Genomic DNA, 18,514 nt, shown 5'->3' with positions numbered 1-18,514 from the left:
TTTTACATTGTTCCAGCGTTTAAAATTATCAATTCAAACCATTATAGTATGAAGAAGATTATACTCATTACCGGAGCTACTTCAGGGTTTGGGAAAGCCATTGCACAATTATTTGCCGAAAACAAATGGAACCTGATATTAACAGGTAGAAGAAAAGAAAGATTAGAAGAAATCAGCAAAGAATTAGAACAAAAATATAGTGTTAAAACATTACCATTGGTATTTGATGTACAAGACAGGAATGCTGTATTTACATGTATTGAAAATATTCCGGAAGAATGGAAAGGAATAGCAGTTTTAGTAAACAATGCAGGATTGGCCTTAGGAAGAGAACCCTTTGACAAAGCCGATATTGATGATTGGGAAATTATGTTGAATACTAACGTAAAGGGATTGATGTATGTAACCAAAGCCGTTTTACCATTTATGATACCACAACAAAAAGGGCATATCATTAACATTGGTTCAATAGCAGGTAAAGAAGTATATGTAAATGGAAATGGTTATTGCGCCAGCAAACATGCAGTAGATGCACTCAGTAAAGCCATGCGCATTGATTTATTACCACATAAAATAAAAGTTACAGCCATACATCCCGGTGCCGCAGAAACTGAATTTTCAATTGTACGTTTTAAAGGAAATGAAACCACCGCAAAATCTGTTTACGAAGGTTATACACCATTGTTTGCGGAAGATATTGCCAACATTACTTATTATTGTGCAACGCTGCCTGCCCATGTTTGCATCAACGAATTAATTGTAACCAGCACTGCACAAGCTAATTCATCGATCTTTTTTAAAGAATAACGAAGTATTCTAATACAAAATATTAATGATGAATATTTTTGAAATAAATAATCAGAAGGGTTAAAAAAGTATTTTTCGATTAAAAAATATTAAGGTGGCTTTAATAAGATTTTAACAATTACTATTTCACAATTCTTTATCTGAATTAAAACAAAAACTATGAAAAAGATTAAAATAGTAACCTTTTCAAGGTATTTCAGAAATACATTTTTATTACTCTTAATACCCACTCTGTTTATTGCTTGCAATAGTGGGAATGATGCAGCTAAGCAGGCAAAAACAAATAGCGACACCATACAAACATTCCCGACCTTACTTTGAATAATGGTGCAAAATGGAAAGCTGATTCAATTACCAATAGAAATTTAAGAGACCTCCGAAATATTGCGGACAATTTTAAAATATTACCCAACCCATCATTAAAAGAATATCAAATACTAGGCAAAGATTTGACGAATGGATTGAACAAAATGATACAGGAATGCAGAATGTCGGGGCCGGAACATGAAGCCCTGTCCCACTGGTTAGAGCCACTTATCAATGAAAGCAACTAGTTAAATTCCATTACAGATTCTACTTTGGCAAAAAGTACATTTGATAAAATTGATAAACATTTGGATGTTTACCGTTATTATTTCAAATAAAATTCAGGCTCAATCATTTTTTTATTGCTTTTATCGTAAAATCAGCTGACTTACTATAAAAATGATGATTACATTTTGTTGTTACCCATATATAATTATATAAAAACAATCTACAACTGAAATAACATCTGCTGCTTTTTTTACAATCTATTGATGACGTCATGATTTAATGACCTGAATTCTAATCAAATAGCAGGTCTGTAAGGAAAATATTTCCTGCCCACAAAAGTCCCATGCTACACATTTAAAATAAAATTGGATATTTCAAATTTTTTATTATTTTTGTGAGTGAATATTCACAAACTAAAATTTAAATCATGAACGAAAAAAATAACATAGCCATTGATTTTTTTGTAATGGGATTTTTTATGGCATACAGTTTTCTCTTGATTTATTTAAGGGACTTCGCACCGGGCAAAGTAGAGTGGGTGAATTCATATAGTATAGGAAAGCATTTTGAAACAAGATTTGCCCATGTTCACGGCAATCTGTTTGCGTTCCTAAATATCCTTATCGGTTATTTATTACTCCACTTTAGCAAACAACTTCAAAATGTTAAAGCCATCTCCTGGCTTGCTTTAACAGAATTGCTCATGCCAATTGGTATTTTATCTGAAGTAATACCTGGGCTTGCCTCCGGCTTTGGTATTAATAGGCGCTATTGCTATGACAGCCTCTGTAATTTGGCTTGGCATCTCTTTTTATAAAATGAAAATCATAAAAGCGGTATAAAATGTTAGTAGAAAAAATTTCAGACAGACAAAAAGAAATCATAGAAGCTGCAGGCAGAATATTATCAAATTCCGGTGTAAGCGGACTAACCATTAAAAATCTGGCTAAGGAAATGCAATTTTCCGAAAGTGCCATCTATCGCCATTTTGCCAGCAAGGAAGCAATCATCATTGCCATGCTTGAATATCTTGCGGAGAATATGGATGAACGTTTAAGCAAAGTGATTCTATCAACACAAAAGCCTGAAGAAAAATTCATAGCGTTGTTTCAAAGTCAGTTTTTATTTTTCAAGAAAAATCCTCACTTCGTAGTGGCAGTATTTTCAGATGGGCTGATGGAAGAAAGTGAAGCAATCAATGAAGCTATCTCTAAAATAATGCAGGTAAAAATGAAACATCTTATGCCGGTTATAATAGAAGGGCAGCAAAAAGGCTTATTTACGAATTCCATTACTACTGAAGAATTGATGCACATTGTAATGGGTACTTTTCGGCTGCAAATGTTTAAATGGCGAATCGCAGCTTTTCAGTTTGATATTAAAAGGAATGGCGATAATATGTTACAATCCATACTTACCTTAATTAAAAAGTAATGAAAAAATATTTTTCCTATATACTTGTAATTGCACTAAGCGCATTTGGGCTGCTTACTTTATTCCTGAGCACTTCCGTAATATTTGATCTGTTCGGTATTAGAGCAAAGGAGGGTAATTATGTGTTGTTGGTAGTATGGGCAAATTTCATCAGTAGTCTGCTATACTTATTTGCTGCTTACAGATTTATGAAATCAAAAAAATGGACTATACAACCATTAATGATTGCTGCTCTTATTTTGCTTATAGCTTTTATAGGATTATGGATACATATCAAAGCAGGAGGTATTTACGAAACAAAAACCATCGTGGCAATAATCTTTAAAATTTTGGTAACAGTAGTATTTACAGCCATTGCATATTTTAAAATATCAAATAATAATCAATATGAGAAATAAAATTGTTTTCCCGGTATTAGCTATTATGTTTCTTTTTAGTTGCAATAATAACAGCAATGAAAAGCAACTAAGCAATTCAGAAAGTAAGGTTAAAAAACACAAAGAAGTAAATCTGGCAGAAAGTCAAACCGATTATACGTCTCTTAGAAAAAAAATTGCAGCAGAAGCACAGATGGCATTAGCCAAAAATTTGAAAGAATCCATACATAAAGGAGGTACCGTATATACTATGCAGTTTTGTAACACGCAGGCATGCCCTATTACAGATAGCATGTCAAAAATTTTACATACTGTACTCAAAAGGGTTTCAGACAAAAACAGAAATCCTGCTAACAAGGCCAATGAAAATGAATGGGCACAGATAGAATTGTTGAAAGAAAACATGAAGCATGGCATAACACCTCAACCTAAAGTTGTTGAATTGAATGGTCAAATAGTGGGCTACTATCCAATTGTTACGAATACTTTGTGTATGCAGTGCCATGGAAAAAAAGGTACAGATATTGATCCAAAAACGCTGCAAGAAATCCATAAACTATACTTTGCTGATACAGCAACATGAAATGGCCCAAATAAAATAAGAGGTTTATGGGTGGTCACCATGAATAAACAATAAAATTATATGAAATGAAAATAAAAGATTTACTAAGCAATGAAAAAACAGTTACCGCAATACCATTCTTTAAAGGAAATGAAGGAACTGCTACTGCTTTGAAGATATTACAAAACCACCAATTGAAAAAACATATCACCAAAGTGCCTACTGTTTTGATTTACATTTCAGGCAATGCAGTTTTTGAAAATGAAAAAGGAGTAAAAGAAATTTTATTGCCAGGCGAATTCATAAAAATTGAACCCATGGTGAAGTATTGGGTAACTGCGAAGGACGATAGCAGCTTCTTACTGATAAAGTAAATTTTTTTAAACAAAATGTTAGTGAATATTCACTTTAATGATACAATTATGAAATGAGCCATAATAAAATCCTGAATAACAACCGGAATGATTATAGGGGAATTCCATGTGACAATTCAAAAACAATAAAAATAAACATGAAACAACTGTTATTCTTTGTATCACTTTCAATTCTATCGATTGGAAGTTTCGGCCAGGTAATGAGCCTGCAGGCATGCATAGATTCTGCTGTCAAAAATAATTATACTGTTAAAATTGCTAATTATGATGTTTTGCAGGCAAATGAAAAGGTTTCAGAAGTTAAAGCCGGCCTTATGCCAAAAATTAATACAGCAATTGACTACCGGTATTATACCAATCTTCCTTACCAGTTGTTGCCTGCAGGTGTATTTGGCGGCCCGGCAGGCACTTATAAAGAAGCACAATTTGGTGTTCCACATAACCTGAATGCCAATGTTCAACTTACTTATCCACTGTACAATCCGGCATTAAAAGCTACCATTACATCAATAGCAACAGGCACTGAAATAGCAGTTCTTCAAAAAATAAAATCGCAGGAAGATATTGTTATGGAAGTATCGAATGTGTATTACAATGCGCAAGTCTTATTAAGCCAACTATCCTTTACTGACAGCAATATTGTAAATAGTAAAAACTTATTAAGTATCATGCAATTGCTATATCAGCAAAAAATGGCTACGGGTACCGATGTACAAAAAATTAATTTACAGTTGGCCCAATTACAAACACAAAAAGAAACAGTTGAAAGCCAATACCAACAGGTAACTAATATTTTAAAGTTTTTAATTGGATTTCCACAGGAAAAAAATATCAATATAATGCCTCATACGCACAGTAACACAAACAGTCATCAAAAAGATGATGCACTTACTGAAGTTAAATTAGCAGAAAAGCAAATAAATTTTTTACAGTCAGAAAAAAACACACTGCAAAAATCTAAACTTCCCATCATCAATTTGAACGGATTTTATGGCACTACCGGATTCGCCAATACTGACGCAAATGATTTTATAAAATTTTATCCTTTAGGGTATGCCGGAGTGCAGGCTATACTGCCTTTATATACTGGTAATAGTGTTAAGAAAAAAATTAAGGGTAAGGAAATTGAAATTGAAAAAGCCAATACAAAATTGGCTATGATAAAAGACAAAAATGAAGTAGATAAAGAGAATAACGTTTACCAGTTAAATATTGCCAAAAGGAATCTTGTTACCATTCAACAACAAATCAATCTTGCACAAAATATTTACACCAATACCCTGCTTCAAAAAAAAGAAGGTATAGCCACATTAACAGATGTATTACAGGCAGATAATGCTGTGAGAGAGGCACAAAAAAATTATATAGATGCACTCATTGCTTTAAGCAGGGCAGAATTAGAAAACAAAAAACTAACCGGAAACCTTCTAAATAAATAATCTTTTAACAATGAAAAAAATACTTTATACCATTACGCTTCTTGCCATTACAGCCATTGTAATTGCCAAATTAATGAGTAATAAAAAAACTGCGGAAGCTAAGATCTATCATTATAATAAAGAACAGCCAATTCTGGTACTGGCAGATACAGTGCATCTGACTAAGGAAGACATCAAAAAGAGTTATACCGGAAATTTTGATGCTTTTATGGATTCAAAAATCAGTTCTGAGCTGCAGGGTAAAATCAATACCATTGAAGTACATGAGGGAAGTTATGTACAAAAATGGCAGCCCGTTGTTCAATTAGATAATGCGCTGCTACAATTGCAATTACAAACAGTAGAAGTGCAAATAAAAGGATTGGAAGACGATGTTAAAAGATATGGCATCCTCTCAAATGCCGATGCCATTCAGGGCATACAATTAGAAAAAGTACAATTGGCCTTACAATCTGCCAAAATACAACGCAACACTCTTTTGGAACAGATAGCAAAGACAACCATCAGAGCCCCATTCAATGGAATTGTTACCATGAAGTTCAATGAAATTGGAGCATTTGCTGCACCGGGTATGCCTTTACTACAAATCACAGACCTTTCACGATTAAAATTTACCATTAATGTTCCTGAAAATGATTTACCATTTTTTAAAACCAACAATACCTACCCCATTCAGGCAGATATATTTCCTGAATTAAACCTATCAGGTAAGGTTACCCTTATTGGTAGTAAAAGTGGAGTCGGCAATTTATATCCGGTTCAGTTTACATTGAATAATACGCCTGATTTTAAAATAAAAGCGGGCATGTTTGGAAAAGTTTACATCAACAATGCTTTCCCACAACCTGCCATTGTTATTCCGGGTAATGCAGTTGTTGGTTCTGATATTCAACCGCAGGTTTATGTAGTTAAAAATGGCAAGGTAGTTCTTCAAAATATCGTTATTGCTTCCAGAAACAATAACCAAATTATTGTTGCTGATGGTTTAATCCCCGGAGATATCGTTATTACAAGTGGACTCATTAACCTGTATGAAGGAGCAAATGTTTCAATTCATCATTAAAAATTGGGAATTACGAATTAATAAATAAAATAAATAATAATTATATGATTCAGGAAAAATTATTTGCCACCGAAAGCAGAATAATGAATTTATATAAAAGTATAATTGATGATCTGCAAAAAATTGTTTTGTCGAAACAACTATTAATGCCGGAAAGCAGCATACGTATTAGTATGAAAGCAGCTGTTGTAGTGTTGTTGATAATAGTTTTTTTAACCTGTAGAGAATTGCAAATAAACAAGCAAGAGAAGGTATTTACCAATAAAGCAGTTCAATAAATATGAAACAGAGTATTTAACCCATCGTGCATTTGAAACCTTTTTTAAGTATTGCAGCTAAAATCTGTTCATTCTTACAAAAAAAATCATTATAAAGAATTGCAATTCGTAATTTTTAATTCGTAATTGATCATGAACATAACAGAAATATCCATAAAACGCCCATCACTGATTATTGTGTTATTTGGGCTATTTACACTATTAGGCATCATTGGTTTTAAAAATCTGAGTTATGAACTCATGCCCGATTTTAATCAGCCGGTAGTAGTGATAAAAACGATATACCCGGGTGCAGAGCCGGAAGAAGTAGAAACATCTGTTTCAAAAAAAATTGAAGATGCCCTTTCTAACCTTGAAGGGGTAGATTATATGATTACCAAATCATTACCCAATGCATCTGTTGTAATTGTTAACCTGAAATATGGTACAAATTTAGACAATACCATGCAGGATGCGCAAAGATATATTGATAATATCCGAAAAGATTTACCACAAGATGTACAAAGTCCGGAAATGAGCAAGGTATCTCCTAACGATTTGCCCATTATGCAAATCAGCGCTACCAGTAATTTACCCGCTACCGTATTTTATCAAAAAATGAAAGATGATTATTTGCCTCAAATTCAACAAATAAAAGGTGTTGCAGATATTTCGATATTAGGTGGAGAAGAACGTGAAATACAAGTTAAAGCAGATCAGGATAAATTAAAACTGTACAAAGTATCCTTGCTGCAGGTAGTGGAGGCCATTAATCATTCAGGGTTAGATATTCCTGCTGGAAGGGTTCAAACACATGCACTTAGTAATTCGGTTCGGGTAATCGGCAAATTTTCACATATACAAAATATTAAAGATGTACAAATTACCATGCCTTCTCCAGGCAATCCTGTTTATGTAAAAGATGTAGCCACAGTTACAGATGGCATTAAAGAAATTACCTCTGTTAACCGATATAATGGTAAAAATGGTATTGGATTATTAATAAAAAAACAAGGTGATGCCAATGCAGTAGATGTATCGAAAGCCATTCATGCCAAACTTAAAACCATAGAACAGCAAAACAAAGCAGCAAATGTTCAATTTGCCATTGCAGATGACAGCACCAACAATACCATTGAAGCAGTTAATTCAGTTGTGTTTGATTTAAGCCTTGCCGTAATTCTTGTATCGGTTGTTATGCTATTGTTTTTGCGCAGTTACCGCAATGCACTCATTGTTATTGTTGCCATTCCTACCTCATTGGTTACGGCATTTGCAGTAATGTGGTTGTTGAACTACACTTTGAACCTAATGACCTTATTGGCCATGTCATTAATCATAGGTATCCTGGTAGATGACGCTACAGTTGTTTTAGAGAATATTCAGCGGCATTTAGACATGAAGAAAAATAAGAGAGAAGCTGCACTGGAAGGAAGAATGGAAATTGGTTTTTCTGCAATGTCAATCACATTAGTAGATGTAGTGGTATTTCTTCCCATCTTGTTCTTGCAGGTTTTCGTAGCAGATATGCTCAAGCAATTTTCAATTGTAGTAATAACCTCTACATTAACCAGCCTGTTAGTAGGCTTTACCCTAACACCCTGGTTAGCATCAAGAATAGGCAAAGCAGAAGATATGAAGCCAACCAACTTCTTCAATCGTTTTTTACTTTGGTTTGAAAAGCAAATAGATAATTTTATACAGTGGTATGGCAAGCAGCTGGTATGGGTATTAAATCACAAACTCATTACCGTTGGTATTATTATTTTGTTGTTTGTATTTACAGGCGTAATACTGAAACAGAGTATTATTGGCAAAGAATTAATTGCAACCGGAGATCAGGGTAAGTTTAGCTTGTATTTAGAATTTGATAAAACTACAGCACTTCAGCAAAACAATATTGTTTCCAGAAAAATTGAAGACTTTATTATTGCACAACCGGAAGTAGCCACGGTTTTTAGTAATATAGGTGGCCCGAGTACAGGTATTGGCAGCCTTGGTGTGGGTGCAGTCAATAAAACCGAATTTACGGTTCAGTTAAAAGACCCCAAAGAAAGAGGGGGTGAATCTACAGAAGCCTTCATGATAAGATTGCGAGGCGCTTTACAAAACAGCTATCCAGGCATCAATTTCTCCATGGCTGCATTAGGCCTTATTCCGCGTTCGGCTCCAATAGAAATTACATTGAGTGGTAATGATTTAAAAACCGTAATGCAATCGGGCAACAATTTAAAAACTGCACTTGAGAAAATACCGGGTGCAGACAATGTAAAGTTATCGGTAGAAGAAGGAAGCCCGGAATATCAGGTAATACCCGACAAAGATAAAATGCAACGGTTAGGTTTAACTACGGGTTATGTAGGTTTAAATTTAAGAACGGCTTATACCGGAAATGAAGATGCTACTCTAACACAGGATGGTACTGAATATCCTGTTCGAATTTGGTTAGATAATCTGGACAGAAAAAACTTTGAAAATATCAAAACATTAAACATCATCAATCCACAGGGAATACCGGTAAAAGTAGAACAATTTGCCAATATTGTTCAGCAAAATGCCCCATCATTATTAGAAAGAAAAGATCGGCAGCCCTCTGTTACTATTACTGCAAATGCTTTGGGACGCCCTTCCGGCACCGTAGCAGATGACGTAGTCAGTTACTTGAAAAAAAATCCACTACCTGTTGGTATTGAAATGGCATGGGGTGGAGATATAAAAAGACAGGACGATAGTTTTGGTGCCTTAGGTTCAGTACTGCTCATTTCATTCATATTAATTTACCTCATTATGGTGGCACTGTATGATAGCTTTGTGTATCCCTTTGTGGTATTGTTTTCTATTCCGGTAGCTATTATTGGTGCATTTTTGGCACTCAATTTATCAATGAATCAATTAAGCCTTTTCTCCTTATTAGGATTGATTATGCTGATGGGTTTGGTAACAAAAAATGCCATATTGATTGTGGACTTTACCAACCAGCTTAAAGAAAAAGGAATGTATTATAAAGATGCTTTAATAGAAGCAGGCAAAACAAGAATGCGGCCTATATTAATGACCACGTTCGCCATGGTGATTGGTATGCTTCCTATTGCTATAGCTAAAGGAAGTGCCAGCGAATGGAAAAATGGTTTGGCATGGGTAATAATAGGTGGTTTATTGTCTTCACTTGTTCTAACTGTTTATATAGTGCCGGTGGTTTATTATGTTGTGGATAGAACAAAGGAAAAATGGAACAGAAAATAATAATAATGTCTACGCAAACCTTAATTAATACATCATGAAGAAGGTTTACACTGAATCATTCATGAATTGCTATTGATAATTACAATCTGAAAAAACAGCAGATATGAAAAGATGGAAATTAATATGCATCTTTTTAATTATGACTTTTGGTGATACTTTATTTGCCCAGGATAACATGAAAAATCATTCATTAAAAATTTCATTCGACAATGATTTTTTAAATTTTCGAGGAGATGGTACCGACAGGTATTTTACCAATGGATTAAGGATAGATTATTTTTTTAAAAAAGAGAAAACAAGGTTTCCTTCTTCATTATTGTTAAAAATTTCTAACGATAAGAATCTTTATAGCTGGAGTGTAGCGCAATATATGTTTACACCATCCAGAATTGATATAGCAGATATTCAATATGGTGACAGGCCCTACGCAGGAGCTTTAGTTGCCATACATTCATTGAAGTCTTTTGATTATACTAATAAATTAAAGATTTCATCCGAAATATTTATTGGAGTAATGGGGCCCATGAGTTTAGCGGAGGAAACACAAATATGGGTACACAGCCTCATTCATTATACCAGGCCCAAAGGCTGGGCCAACCAGGTTCCAAATGACATTATTATAAACTATAACATTGGATTGGAAAAGGAAATGATTTACCTGCCTGGTAAATTATTATTCTCCACCAATATCGAAACTTTCAATGGCACTTTGTATAATGCCATGGGGGCAGGTTTTATGATGAAAGTGGGCAGGATCAATAATTGTTTTGTAAAAGATAACGCAAAAAATACCATGTTGAACCATAAAACACAATTTTATGTATTTATGAAACCTTCCGTAAGAGTGATACTAAGCAATGCCCTTTTACAAGGTGGGATTATTACGAAAACTCATAAAGATTATAAAGGATATATTTTAAACAAAGATCAGATAGAGAGGCTAAATGTATTTGCAGAAGCAGGAGCTGCCTATGAACATCCAAAATTTGATTTGGCCATTACACAAAAAATGCGAACATCAGACTTTAAAGAAGGTAATGCAATAGAAGTAGGGAGCATCTCAATAAACTTTAAACTTTAATTTTTTAAAATCATTCCATGAAAAAATTATTCATTCACAACTTCGTCATTCTCGCCGGAATTCTTTCTTTTTTTATTTTTTCTTCCTTTAAAGAACATTATAAGTATCCAACCTTTTCATTAACAGTTGAAGTAAGTAATCTTAGAAATAATGAAGGTTCTGTGGTATTTGCGTTGTACAACCGTGAAGATGCATTTCCCGATGAACATTATAAAAAGTACTATAAAAAGATTGTTGGAAAAATAGATAATAAAAAATCCTCAGTAACCTTTGAAGACTTGCCGGCAGGAAAATACGCAGTAAGTATTTTGCATGATGAAGATAATAACGGCAAAATTAAAAAAGGATTTATTTTACCAAAAGAAGGTATTGGGTTTTCCAATTATCAATCAATAGGTCTTGGAAACAAACCAACATTCAGCAAAGCATCTTTTGAAATAAACAGTAATCTGGAAATAAAATTGAAGATGATTTATATGTAAATTTATGTTTAAATATTTTTTATCGTTCGAAAGAAAATCATTCGAAAAGATTCAGAACATCTTAATCAATACTCCGGTAACTTTTAGATATGGAAAAGTGTAAAACTAAATGAGGATAAAAAGTACAAAGGCATTAAACCTTTGTATGCTGAAAATTAAGTCTAATGCCATAGAAGTTGCTGAAACAACTTTGAGTAAGGTTACAGGAGTAACCAAACCAATTACAAAATCTATTATCCACACTGTTGAGTTATGGTTGGGGATGAACTGCCGGTATATATTTAGTAATATGGATCGCTGGGGCAGTATGACAGAAAAGAGTTACCGCAATGGTTTCAAAAAGTTCTTTGACTGGCTCGGTTTTAATTTTGAGTTGGTGAAGCAACATGGCGGCAAAGAAATAATAGCCGTGTTCGATCCTTCCTATATTAAGAAAAGCTGGAAGCAAACTTACGGACTGGGTATGTTTTGGAGCGGCGTAAGACAGCGGGCATTATAAGGTATAGAGATAGGCTGTCTTGCTTTTGTTGATGTAACTGCCGGTACAGCCCTTCATGGAGAAGCAGTACAGACACCATCGCCCAAAACATTAAAACAAAAAGGTAAACATTGGTGAATCATTATGTGGAAGTTATAGAAAAGCATATCAACGATATACTTTCGGTAACCTGCTACCTGGCAGTGGATGGCTATTTTATGAAAAAGAATTTATAACTCCGTTACTTGAACAAGGGCTGCATATTATTACCAAAGCCCGTAGCGATTCTAACCTGATGTATGTATTTAAAAGTGCCCAAAAATCTGGCAGAGGAAGGAAGAAATTGTATGATGGTAAGATAGATACCACCAGCATAGACAAGCGCAGACTGGCTTGCCGCTATAGCGATGAACAAATGAAAGTGTATGCTGGTGTTGTTTATTGTAAGGTGTTAAAACAAATGGTACTTGCTGCATTCATCTACTACTGTGACAATAAAAAGCCGGAAATTATTATCAGCACTGATACAACAATGGATACAATGACGATGTGTAAGTATTATGGGCTGCGGTTCCAAGTGGAGTTTTTGATAAGAGACGCCAAACAACATACAGGTCTTGAAGATTGTATGGCAAGAGACGAACAAAAGCTTCATACACATTTTAATATAGCCATGACTGTGGTATCGGTTGCCAAAGCAGCATATCATCTATCAGTGCATCAGACTCAAAGAGGAAGTTTTTCGATGGCTGATATAAAAATGATACACATGAACCAGTTAATCACTAAAAGAATTTTCTGTAACTTAGCTTTAGACCTGAATTGCAGAAAAATAAAACGCATTTATCATCAATGCCTGAACTTCGGAAGGCTAAGAGCGTAGAAAAATTACCGGAGTATTGTTAATGTAAAATGACAATAACTCAAATAATCTAAACCAATTTATACTTTTCACTTACTTAGCAAATATTTACAAAGCAAAAATACCTGGAATGCTTTTCGTACAAATGAAAAAAAATAAATGCATTGTTAAATACCAAAATACAACACTAAATTATATTATCTCCAATAGCGAAGCAATTTGTGTAAGCACCTGTGATATATACAAATTTTACAACCAACTGTGTAACTGTAAAAGATTGTTTCTGTTTACTTTTATGGCATCATCATTGCATTTGCATTTCTATCAGTCGTAATTAAGAAATATCAGGGGAGTACCTTAAAAAAGTATTCAATATTTTGGTATGATTCCAATTAAAATCAAAAACATGAACAAGAAATTTATTGTTATTTTCTTTTTGTTAAGTGCCTTAGCATTTAATCAATTATCGGCTCAGTTTAGCCTTAATGTTAACATTGGCACCCAACCTGTTTGGGGGCCAACCGGTTATTATTTTGCTGAAAATTATTATTTGCCCGAAATTAGTGCATAGTATAATGTAGCCGACCAGCAATATACTTACCGGGAAAATAACAGATGGGTTACTACATGCAGCTTACCCTATCGTTACCTAAATTATGGTTTATACAACGGATATAGAGTGGTTATTAATCAACCAAGACCCTATTTACAGGATAATGAATACAGCGGCAGATGTGCACAATACCGTGATGTTCACAATCAACCCATCATCCGTGATAGCAGAGATAATAAATATTTTGAAAACAATGACCATCATATGCACAACCAATGGAAAGGAAACAATCATGATAACAGGAATAATGTGCACGATAATAAAGGTAACGGACATGATGAAGGCGGGCATAACAACTAAAAATATCAAAAATTTATTAAAGCTGTTATACTGAATAGCGTTTGCCTTGCGGCATTACTCTTTGTGAGTGGTGCCCCGTATTTTTGATGATATTATCTCATTGCACAGAAGGGGAAAACAGCATAATTATGTTCAGTACAATATTGAAAAGAAGAATCTTACTGCTATTCTTTTAAAATTTGCTAACTTTCATTAACTATACCGGTAATTTATTTCCATTTAATAATTGATTAGCCATGAAATATTTGAATGCAGGAAACAGTCGTTTACCAATTGTTTTTATCTTTACTATTTTATTCTTCAAACAAATAATTGCACAGGATGACCATCCCATCATACCAATATGGAAAAATGGTGCTCCCGGTTTTGAACAATTAAAAAATATACCGGAAGAAGCCAAAGACTGGTGGGTAAAAAACATCAACAACCCAACATTAACTGTATTCTTTCCTCCAAAAAATATGGCCAATGGTACAGCAGTTATCATTTGTCCTGGTGGTGGCCATTCTGCATTAGTATACAATGCAGAAGGAAAGGATGCAGCTGCATATTTAAATAGATTGGGTGTAACTGCTTTTGTATTAAAATACCGTTTGTTCAGAGAGCCTGGTTCACCATATACTATAGAGCATACGAAACAAGATATTTTCAGAGCAATCCGATTCATTAAAAGTGAAGCCAAATTATTACAAATTGATACAGCCAAACTGGGCGTAATGGGATTTTCAGCAGGTGGCGAATTAGCCGCATGGTTATCTTATCATTTTAATGAAGCACATACTGTTCAGCACGACCATATTGATTCTTTTTATGCCAGACCAGCATTTCAAATTTTAATTTATCCCGGACCACTTGCAGTACCTAATAATGTACCTAATAATGCGCCTCCTACTTTTTTGTTGGCATCGAATGGGGATACCTGTTGTTCTGAATCAATTGTTCAACTCATGATGTTACACAGGAAGGCAAAAGTACCTGTTGAAATGCATTTGTTTCAATTTGGCAGCCACGCATTTAATATGGGAAAAACATCGAAATATATTACACTTAAAAACTGGCCAGATAGACTTGCTGATTGGATGAATGATAATGGATGGCTCCATCTGTAAGTATATTTTTTTCATAAAAAACAAATGAATGTATCGAAATAACTATCTGTGAAATGTTTTTTACACTTTTAATGAAATCGATATTTTTTTATCCAACACCAAAACAATATTAGCTATTCGGTAATTCAAAAATAAAATTACTTAACTTTAAAAAACAGGTTTGTTAATTGAGGAATTTATGTTCAACAGTATTGCAACATTATAATAACAAACCTTATTCGAATCAATATTTTAGGAAGGTTCAACTCAATCCATATGAAAAAATGTATCACCATCTTTGTACTATTCATTCTGCTGCAAAACAGTAAGGCACAAACAAATCATTTAGGTATATTTGAAGGAAATACTGATGTAGGCAATACTTTGCCTGGAAATGCAATTTATAAAACTGATCAACAGGAATATATTATTACTGGTTCCGGGAATAACATTTGGTTTAACCATGATGGTTTCCATTTTTTGTGGGAAAAAATATCGGGTGATTTTATTGCACGAGCCAATGTAGTTTTTTTTGGGAAAAGTGTGGAAGCGCATAGAAAAGCAGGATGGATGGTGCGTAACACATTAGATAGTACTTCGGCCATGGTGGCTGGGGCATTGCATGGAGATGGGCTTACTTCCTTGCAATTTAGAAAAAACAATAATGAGAATATAGAGGAGAAAAGATCTGCTAATTATAATGTAGCTGTCATTCAACTGGAACGAAAAGGAAATTTTTTCATTATGTCTGTAGCAAAACAAGGCAACATATTTAGTCGTGACACTATTCATCTAAACTTAGCAAAAGAAGTGTATGTTGGCTTATTTGTTTGTGCACATAATCCTGCTAATCTTGAACAAGCCTTGTTTTACAATGTAAGAATCATTAAGCCGGCATCTGCTTCACTTGTTCCATATAAAGAATACTTAGGCAGTAATTTAGAAACGATGGAAGTAAGTACCGGAAAACGAAAAATAATGTATCATTCAACCAAATCAATACAGGCACCAAATTGGATGAAAGACGGAAAATCATTGATTTACAACGAGGATGGGCTGTTGTATCATTTCAATTTAATGACGCAACTGCCTGCAGTTTTAAATACAGGAAGTATTATTCACAATAACAATGATCATGTACTTTCGTTTGATGGAAAAAAGATTGGTATCAGCAGCCATAATGAACAAGGTGTTTCGCTCATATATACATTACCTTCAACAGGCGGCGAACCTGAATTAATCACACCAACAGGGCCTTCATATTTGCATGGCTGGTCGCCGGATGGCAAATGGTTAACATTTACCGGTCAACGTAATCATGAATTTGATATATATAAAATTCCCGCCAAAGGCGGAAAAGAAATAAAACTCACCAATACACAGGGTTTAGACGATGGGCCGGAATATGCACCCAGTGGAAAGTACATTTACTTTAATTCAGTTAGAACAGGCCGAATGCAAATTTGGCGTATGAAACCGGATGGCACTGAACAGATACAATTAACCAATGATATTTATAACAATTGGTTTCCGCATGTTTCACCGGATGGAAAATGGATTGTTTTTATTTCGTTTGAACCGGATGTAAATCCATCAGATCACCCATTTTATAAACAGGTATATTTAAGATTAATGCCGGTTAATGGCGGCCAACCCAAAGTAATTGCCTATGTGTATGGAGGTCAGGGAACCATCAATACGCCTTCCTGGTCGCCAGATGGGAAATACATTGCCTTCATTAGCAATAGTAATTAAAAATCATTGTTTTGTCCTACTAAAATTGTAAAATAATAATTCAAACCCTTTACAGCACCATATTTCAGCCGATTTCAAAAGATGGGGGACTCCCTCCAATTTTGAAACAATCATTTTTTAGCCTGTAATCCTTTACAGCAAAGGATTACAGCGATTTTTTAGTTAAGTTTTGTCGGACAATAATGATTTTCTTCTAAAATTTTTCGCTGCTCTTCTGAAATATCGTCCAAAATTTTTACCATTCCTAATTCAACTATCACATATTTTAAACCCAGCTTTTTCAGCTCTTCTTTCACCATCATTATACAACGAAAGCTTACCATATATTTTATGCATAGTTTCAAAACAGATAAGCATTGAATTACAATAAATAGCTAAAATAATTGTAATCCATCCTAATTCAATTTAAACACATTAAATTAAATTTTACCATTTACAATTTGGTTATTAAAAATTGATGTAAGCTGCTTCCCGCTCTAATTTCTTCATTGGCATTTTGTAAAAGTGTATCGCCGGGCAAAATGTTACCAAATATTTCAATTTTACTATTGTTTTCATTTCCCAATTGTACAGGAACCCAATTTACCTTGTTTTGATGTACACATAAAACAAAGGTACCGGTGGTGGCATACAAAACAGCAGTTTTAGGAACAACCAGATTAGAATCTTTCGTGTTCAAAGGAATATTAACATCCGCAATCATACCTGGTAATAATTTTTTATCGGTATTGTATACATCCATTTCAATACGCTGTGAACGAAGCTTGGTATCTAATGCACCGGCCAACCGATTAATAGTTGCATGAAAAATTATATCAGGATAGGCTTTTACCGTAAAATTAATTTTGCTTCCCTGAGAAAGATATCGGGAAAATTGTTCGGGTATTAAAACTACTAACCTGAGTTTGTTTCTATCCTGCAATACAAACATAGGTAAATCAGAGCCTTTACCAGATGGGCCAACATACGATCCGGGATTGACGTTTCGTAAAGTAATCATACCTGCAAATGGCGCCTGAATGGTTAAATATTTTTTGGTATCTAATATTTCCCGATAAGATGCTTTTGCCGCCTGCCATTGTGCATAATCAGATTTTTGCTTGGCTAAAGCAATATCTAAATCGTTCGGAGAAATGGTACCGGGAGTTCTACTGGTCTTTAATAATCTGTTATAAGCTGCATCACTGGCAATATAGATGGCCTCTAAAGATTTTAATTTAGATTCTGCAGCCAATAATTGTGCATTAATTTCCGGCGCTTCTGTGGTTGCCAGTAATTGACCATCCTTTACCTGACTGCCTACATCAACCAACACATCTTTTACAAAGCTGTTAATTTTGGCATAGATGTTCACCACCTGAAAAGCAATTAATTCTCCTGGTAATTTTAATGAACCATCCAGCTTTTCTTTGTACACAACAAAGGCTGGTGTTGCAGTAAGGGCCACACTACTATCTTCTTTATTGCCGGCATCTTTAGCAGAATGCCCACCATGGCAACTTTGTACAATAATAAGTGTGGGCAGAAGCAATAGGTACATCCATTTTTTACAAATCATTTTCATGTGTATTTTGATCTAATTCAGGAATATAATGTTTACTCATTTTATCATGTGGATCTAACGAAACAGATTCAGTAGTTGTTTTATTTTGAACCCATGCAAATACCAAAGGCAATATCAATAATACCACAATAGTTGATGCAATTAGCCCTCCAATTACCGCACGACCCAATGGAGCGGCCTGTGCACCACCTTCACCTAAGC

General features: G+C 34.3%; 22 protein-coding genes. 19 read left to right on the top strand and 3 right to left on the bottom strand.

The annotated features are described in order from the left end of the window. The first annotated feature begins 48 nt into the window (after positions 1–48). From A0F92_RS01520 to A0F92_RS01430, 19 genes are all read left to right on the top strand, one after another. On the top strand, positions 49–807 hold the full coding sequence (locus A0F92_RS01520) for an SDR family NAD(P)-dependent oxidoreductase (RefSeq protein WP_068240978.1): 759 nt from the start codon (positions 49–51) through the stop codon (positions 805–807). A 317-nt stretch (positions 808–1,124) separates the two neighbouring features. Beyond that, positions 1,125–1,361 carry a hypothetical protein gene (locus A0F92_RS15445; protein ID WP_167516725.1) on the top strand — a complete coding sequence of 79 codons (237 nt, stop codon included), beginning with the start codon at positions 1,125–1,127 and terminating at the stop codon, positions 1,359–1,361. Between the two features lie 407 nt (positions 1,362–1,768). Continuing rightward, a complete protein-coding gene (locus A0F92_RS01510) occupies positions 1,769–2,158 on the top strand; it encodes a hypothetical protein (protein WP_253810038.1) in 390 nt (129 codons plus the stop codon). A 26-nt stretch (positions 2,159–2,184) separates the two neighbouring features. Continuing rightward, the gene (locus A0F92_RS01505; protein WP_068240972.1) at positions 2,185–2,775 is read left to right on the top strand and encodes a TetR/AcrR family transcriptional regulator; all 591 of its coding nucleotides are present in this window, start codon (positions 2,185–2,187) and stop codon (positions 2,773–2,775) included. Then, entirely contained in the window at positions 2,775–3,173 is a 399-nt protein-coding gene (locus A0F92_RS01500; protein ID WP_068240970.1) for a hypothetical protein, read from the top strand. The genes A0F92_RS01505 and A0F92_RS01500 overlap by 1 nt, the downstream gene beginning before the upstream one ends. After that, positions 3,163–3,735, top strand: a complete 573-nt coding sequence (locus A0F92_RS01495) for a c-type heme family protein (protein ID WP_068240965.1) — start codon at positions 3,163–3,165, stop codon at positions 3,733–3,735. The genes A0F92_RS01500 and A0F92_RS01495 overlap by 11 nt, the downstream gene beginning before the upstream one ends. Before the next feature lie 65 nt (positions 3,736–3,800). Next, a complete protein-coding gene (locus A0F92_RS01490; protein WP_068240964.1) occupies positions 3,801–4,088 on the top strand; it encodes a cupin domain-containing protein in 288 nt (95 codons plus the stop codon). Positions 4,089–4,225: 137 nt separating this feature from the next. After that, positions 4,226–5,527 carry a TolC family protein gene (locus A0F92_RS01485; protein ID WP_068241009.1) on the top strand — a complete coding sequence of 434 codons (1,302 nt, stop codon included), beginning with the start codon at positions 4,226–4,228 and terminating at the stop codon, positions 5,525–5,527. Positions 5,528–5,537: 10 nt separating this feature from the next. Continuing rightward, positions 5,538–6,590, top strand: coding sequence for an efflux RND transporter periplasmic adaptor subunit (locus A0F92_RS01480; protein ID WP_068240963.1), 1,053 nt, complete (start codon positions 5,538–5,540; stop codon positions 6,588–6,590). A gap of 44 nt (positions 6,591–6,634) precedes the next feature. Then, the gene (locus A0F92_RS01475) at positions 6,635–6,868 is read left to right on the top strand and encodes a hypothetical protein (RefSeq protein ID WP_068240962.1); all 234 of its coding nucleotides are present in this window, start codon (positions 6,635–6,637) and stop codon (positions 6,866–6,868) included. A gap of 132 nt (positions 6,869–7,000) precedes the next feature. Next, entirely contained in the window at positions 7,001–10,090 is a 3,090-nt protein-coding gene (locus A0F92_RS01470; protein WP_068240961.1) for an efflux RND transporter permease subunit, read from the top strand. A gap of 103 nt (positions 10,091–10,193) precedes the next feature. Continuing rightward, a complete protein-coding gene (locus tag A0F92_RS01465) occupies positions 10,194–11,171 on the top strand; it encodes a lipid A deacylase LpxR family protein (RefSeq protein WP_167516724.1) in 978 nt (325 codons plus the stop codon). Between the two features lie 17 nt (positions 11,172–11,188). Further along, complete coding sequence (locus A0F92_RS01460) at positions 11,189–11,653, top strand: DUF2141 domain-containing protein (RefSeq protein WP_167516723.1); 465 nt, start codon at positions 11,189–11,191, stop codon at positions 11,651–11,653. 145 nt (positions 11,654–11,798) lie between these two features. Next, positions 11,799–12,152 carry a hypothetical protein gene (locus tag A0F92_RS01455; protein ID WP_167516722.1) on the top strand — a complete coding sequence of 118 codons (354 nt, stop codon included), beginning with the start codon at positions 11,799–11,801 and terminating at the stop codon, positions 12,150–12,152. Positions 12,153–12,426: 274 nt separating this feature from the next. Then, on the top strand, positions 12,427–13,014 hold the full coding sequence (locus tag A0F92_RS01450) for a hypothetical protein (protein WP_068240955.1): 588 nt from the start codon (positions 12,427–12,429) through the stop codon (positions 13,012–13,014). A 385-nt stretch (positions 13,015–13,399) separates the two neighbouring features. Beyond that, on the top strand, positions 13,400–13,564 hold the full coding sequence (locus A0F92_RS01445; protein ID WP_167516721.1) for a hypothetical protein: 165 nt from the start codon (positions 13,400–13,402) through the stop codon (positions 13,562–13,564). 108 nt (positions 13,565–13,672) lie between these two features. Then, positions 13,673–13,906, top strand: coding sequence for a hypothetical protein (locus A0F92_RS01440; RefSeq protein ID WP_068240951.1), 234 nt, complete (start codon positions 13,673–13,675; stop codon positions 13,904–13,906). A gap of 236 nt (positions 13,907–14,142) precedes the next feature. Beyond that, on the top strand, positions 14,143–15,015 hold the full coding sequence (locus tag A0F92_RS01435) for an alpha/beta hydrolase (RefSeq protein WP_068240950.1): 873 nt from the start codon (positions 14,143–14,145) through the stop codon (positions 15,013–15,015). Between the two features lie 255 nt (positions 15,016–15,270). Next, the gene (locus A0F92_RS01430) at positions 15,271–16,749 is read left to right on the top strand and encodes a TolB-like translocation protein (protein WP_068240949.1); all 1,479 of its coding nucleotides are present in this window, start codon (positions 15,271–15,273) and stop codon (positions 16,747–16,749) included. A gap of 158 nt (positions 16,750–16,907) precedes the next feature. Here the strand turns inward: A0F92_RS01430 and A0F92_RS15440 are convergent, their stop codons facing one another. The 3 genes from A0F92_RS15440 to A0F92_RS01420 form a co-directional block, all read right to left on the bottom strand. Then, positions 16,908–17,051, bottom strand: coding sequence for a DUF871 domain-containing protein (locus A0F92_RS15440; protein ID WP_167516720.1), 144 nt, complete (start codon positions 17,049–17,051; stop codon positions 16,908–16,910). Between the two features lie 131 nt (positions 17,052–17,182). Beyond that, the gene (locus tag A0F92_RS01425) at positions 17,183–18,289 is read right to left on the bottom strand and encodes an efflux RND transporter periplasmic adaptor subunit (protein ID WP_253810036.1); all 1,107 of its coding nucleotides are present in this window, start codon (positions 18,287–18,289) and stop codon (positions 17,183–17,185) included. 7 nt (positions 18,290–18,296) lie between these two features. Beyond that, positions 18,297–18,514, bottom strand: a 218-nt coding sequence (locus tag A0F92_RS01420; protein WP_167516719.1) for an efflux RND transporter permease subunit, incomplete at its 5' end; no start/stop codon positions are given.

Source organism: Hydrotalea flava, assembly GCF_001623405.1.
GTDB classification, from domain to species: Bacteria; Bacteroidota; Bacteroidia; order Chitinophagales; family Chitinophagaceae; genus Hydrotalea; species Hydrotalea flava.
Note: the sequence above shows the minus strand (reverse complement) of the source record. Positions and strands in the feature narration are given on the sequence as shown.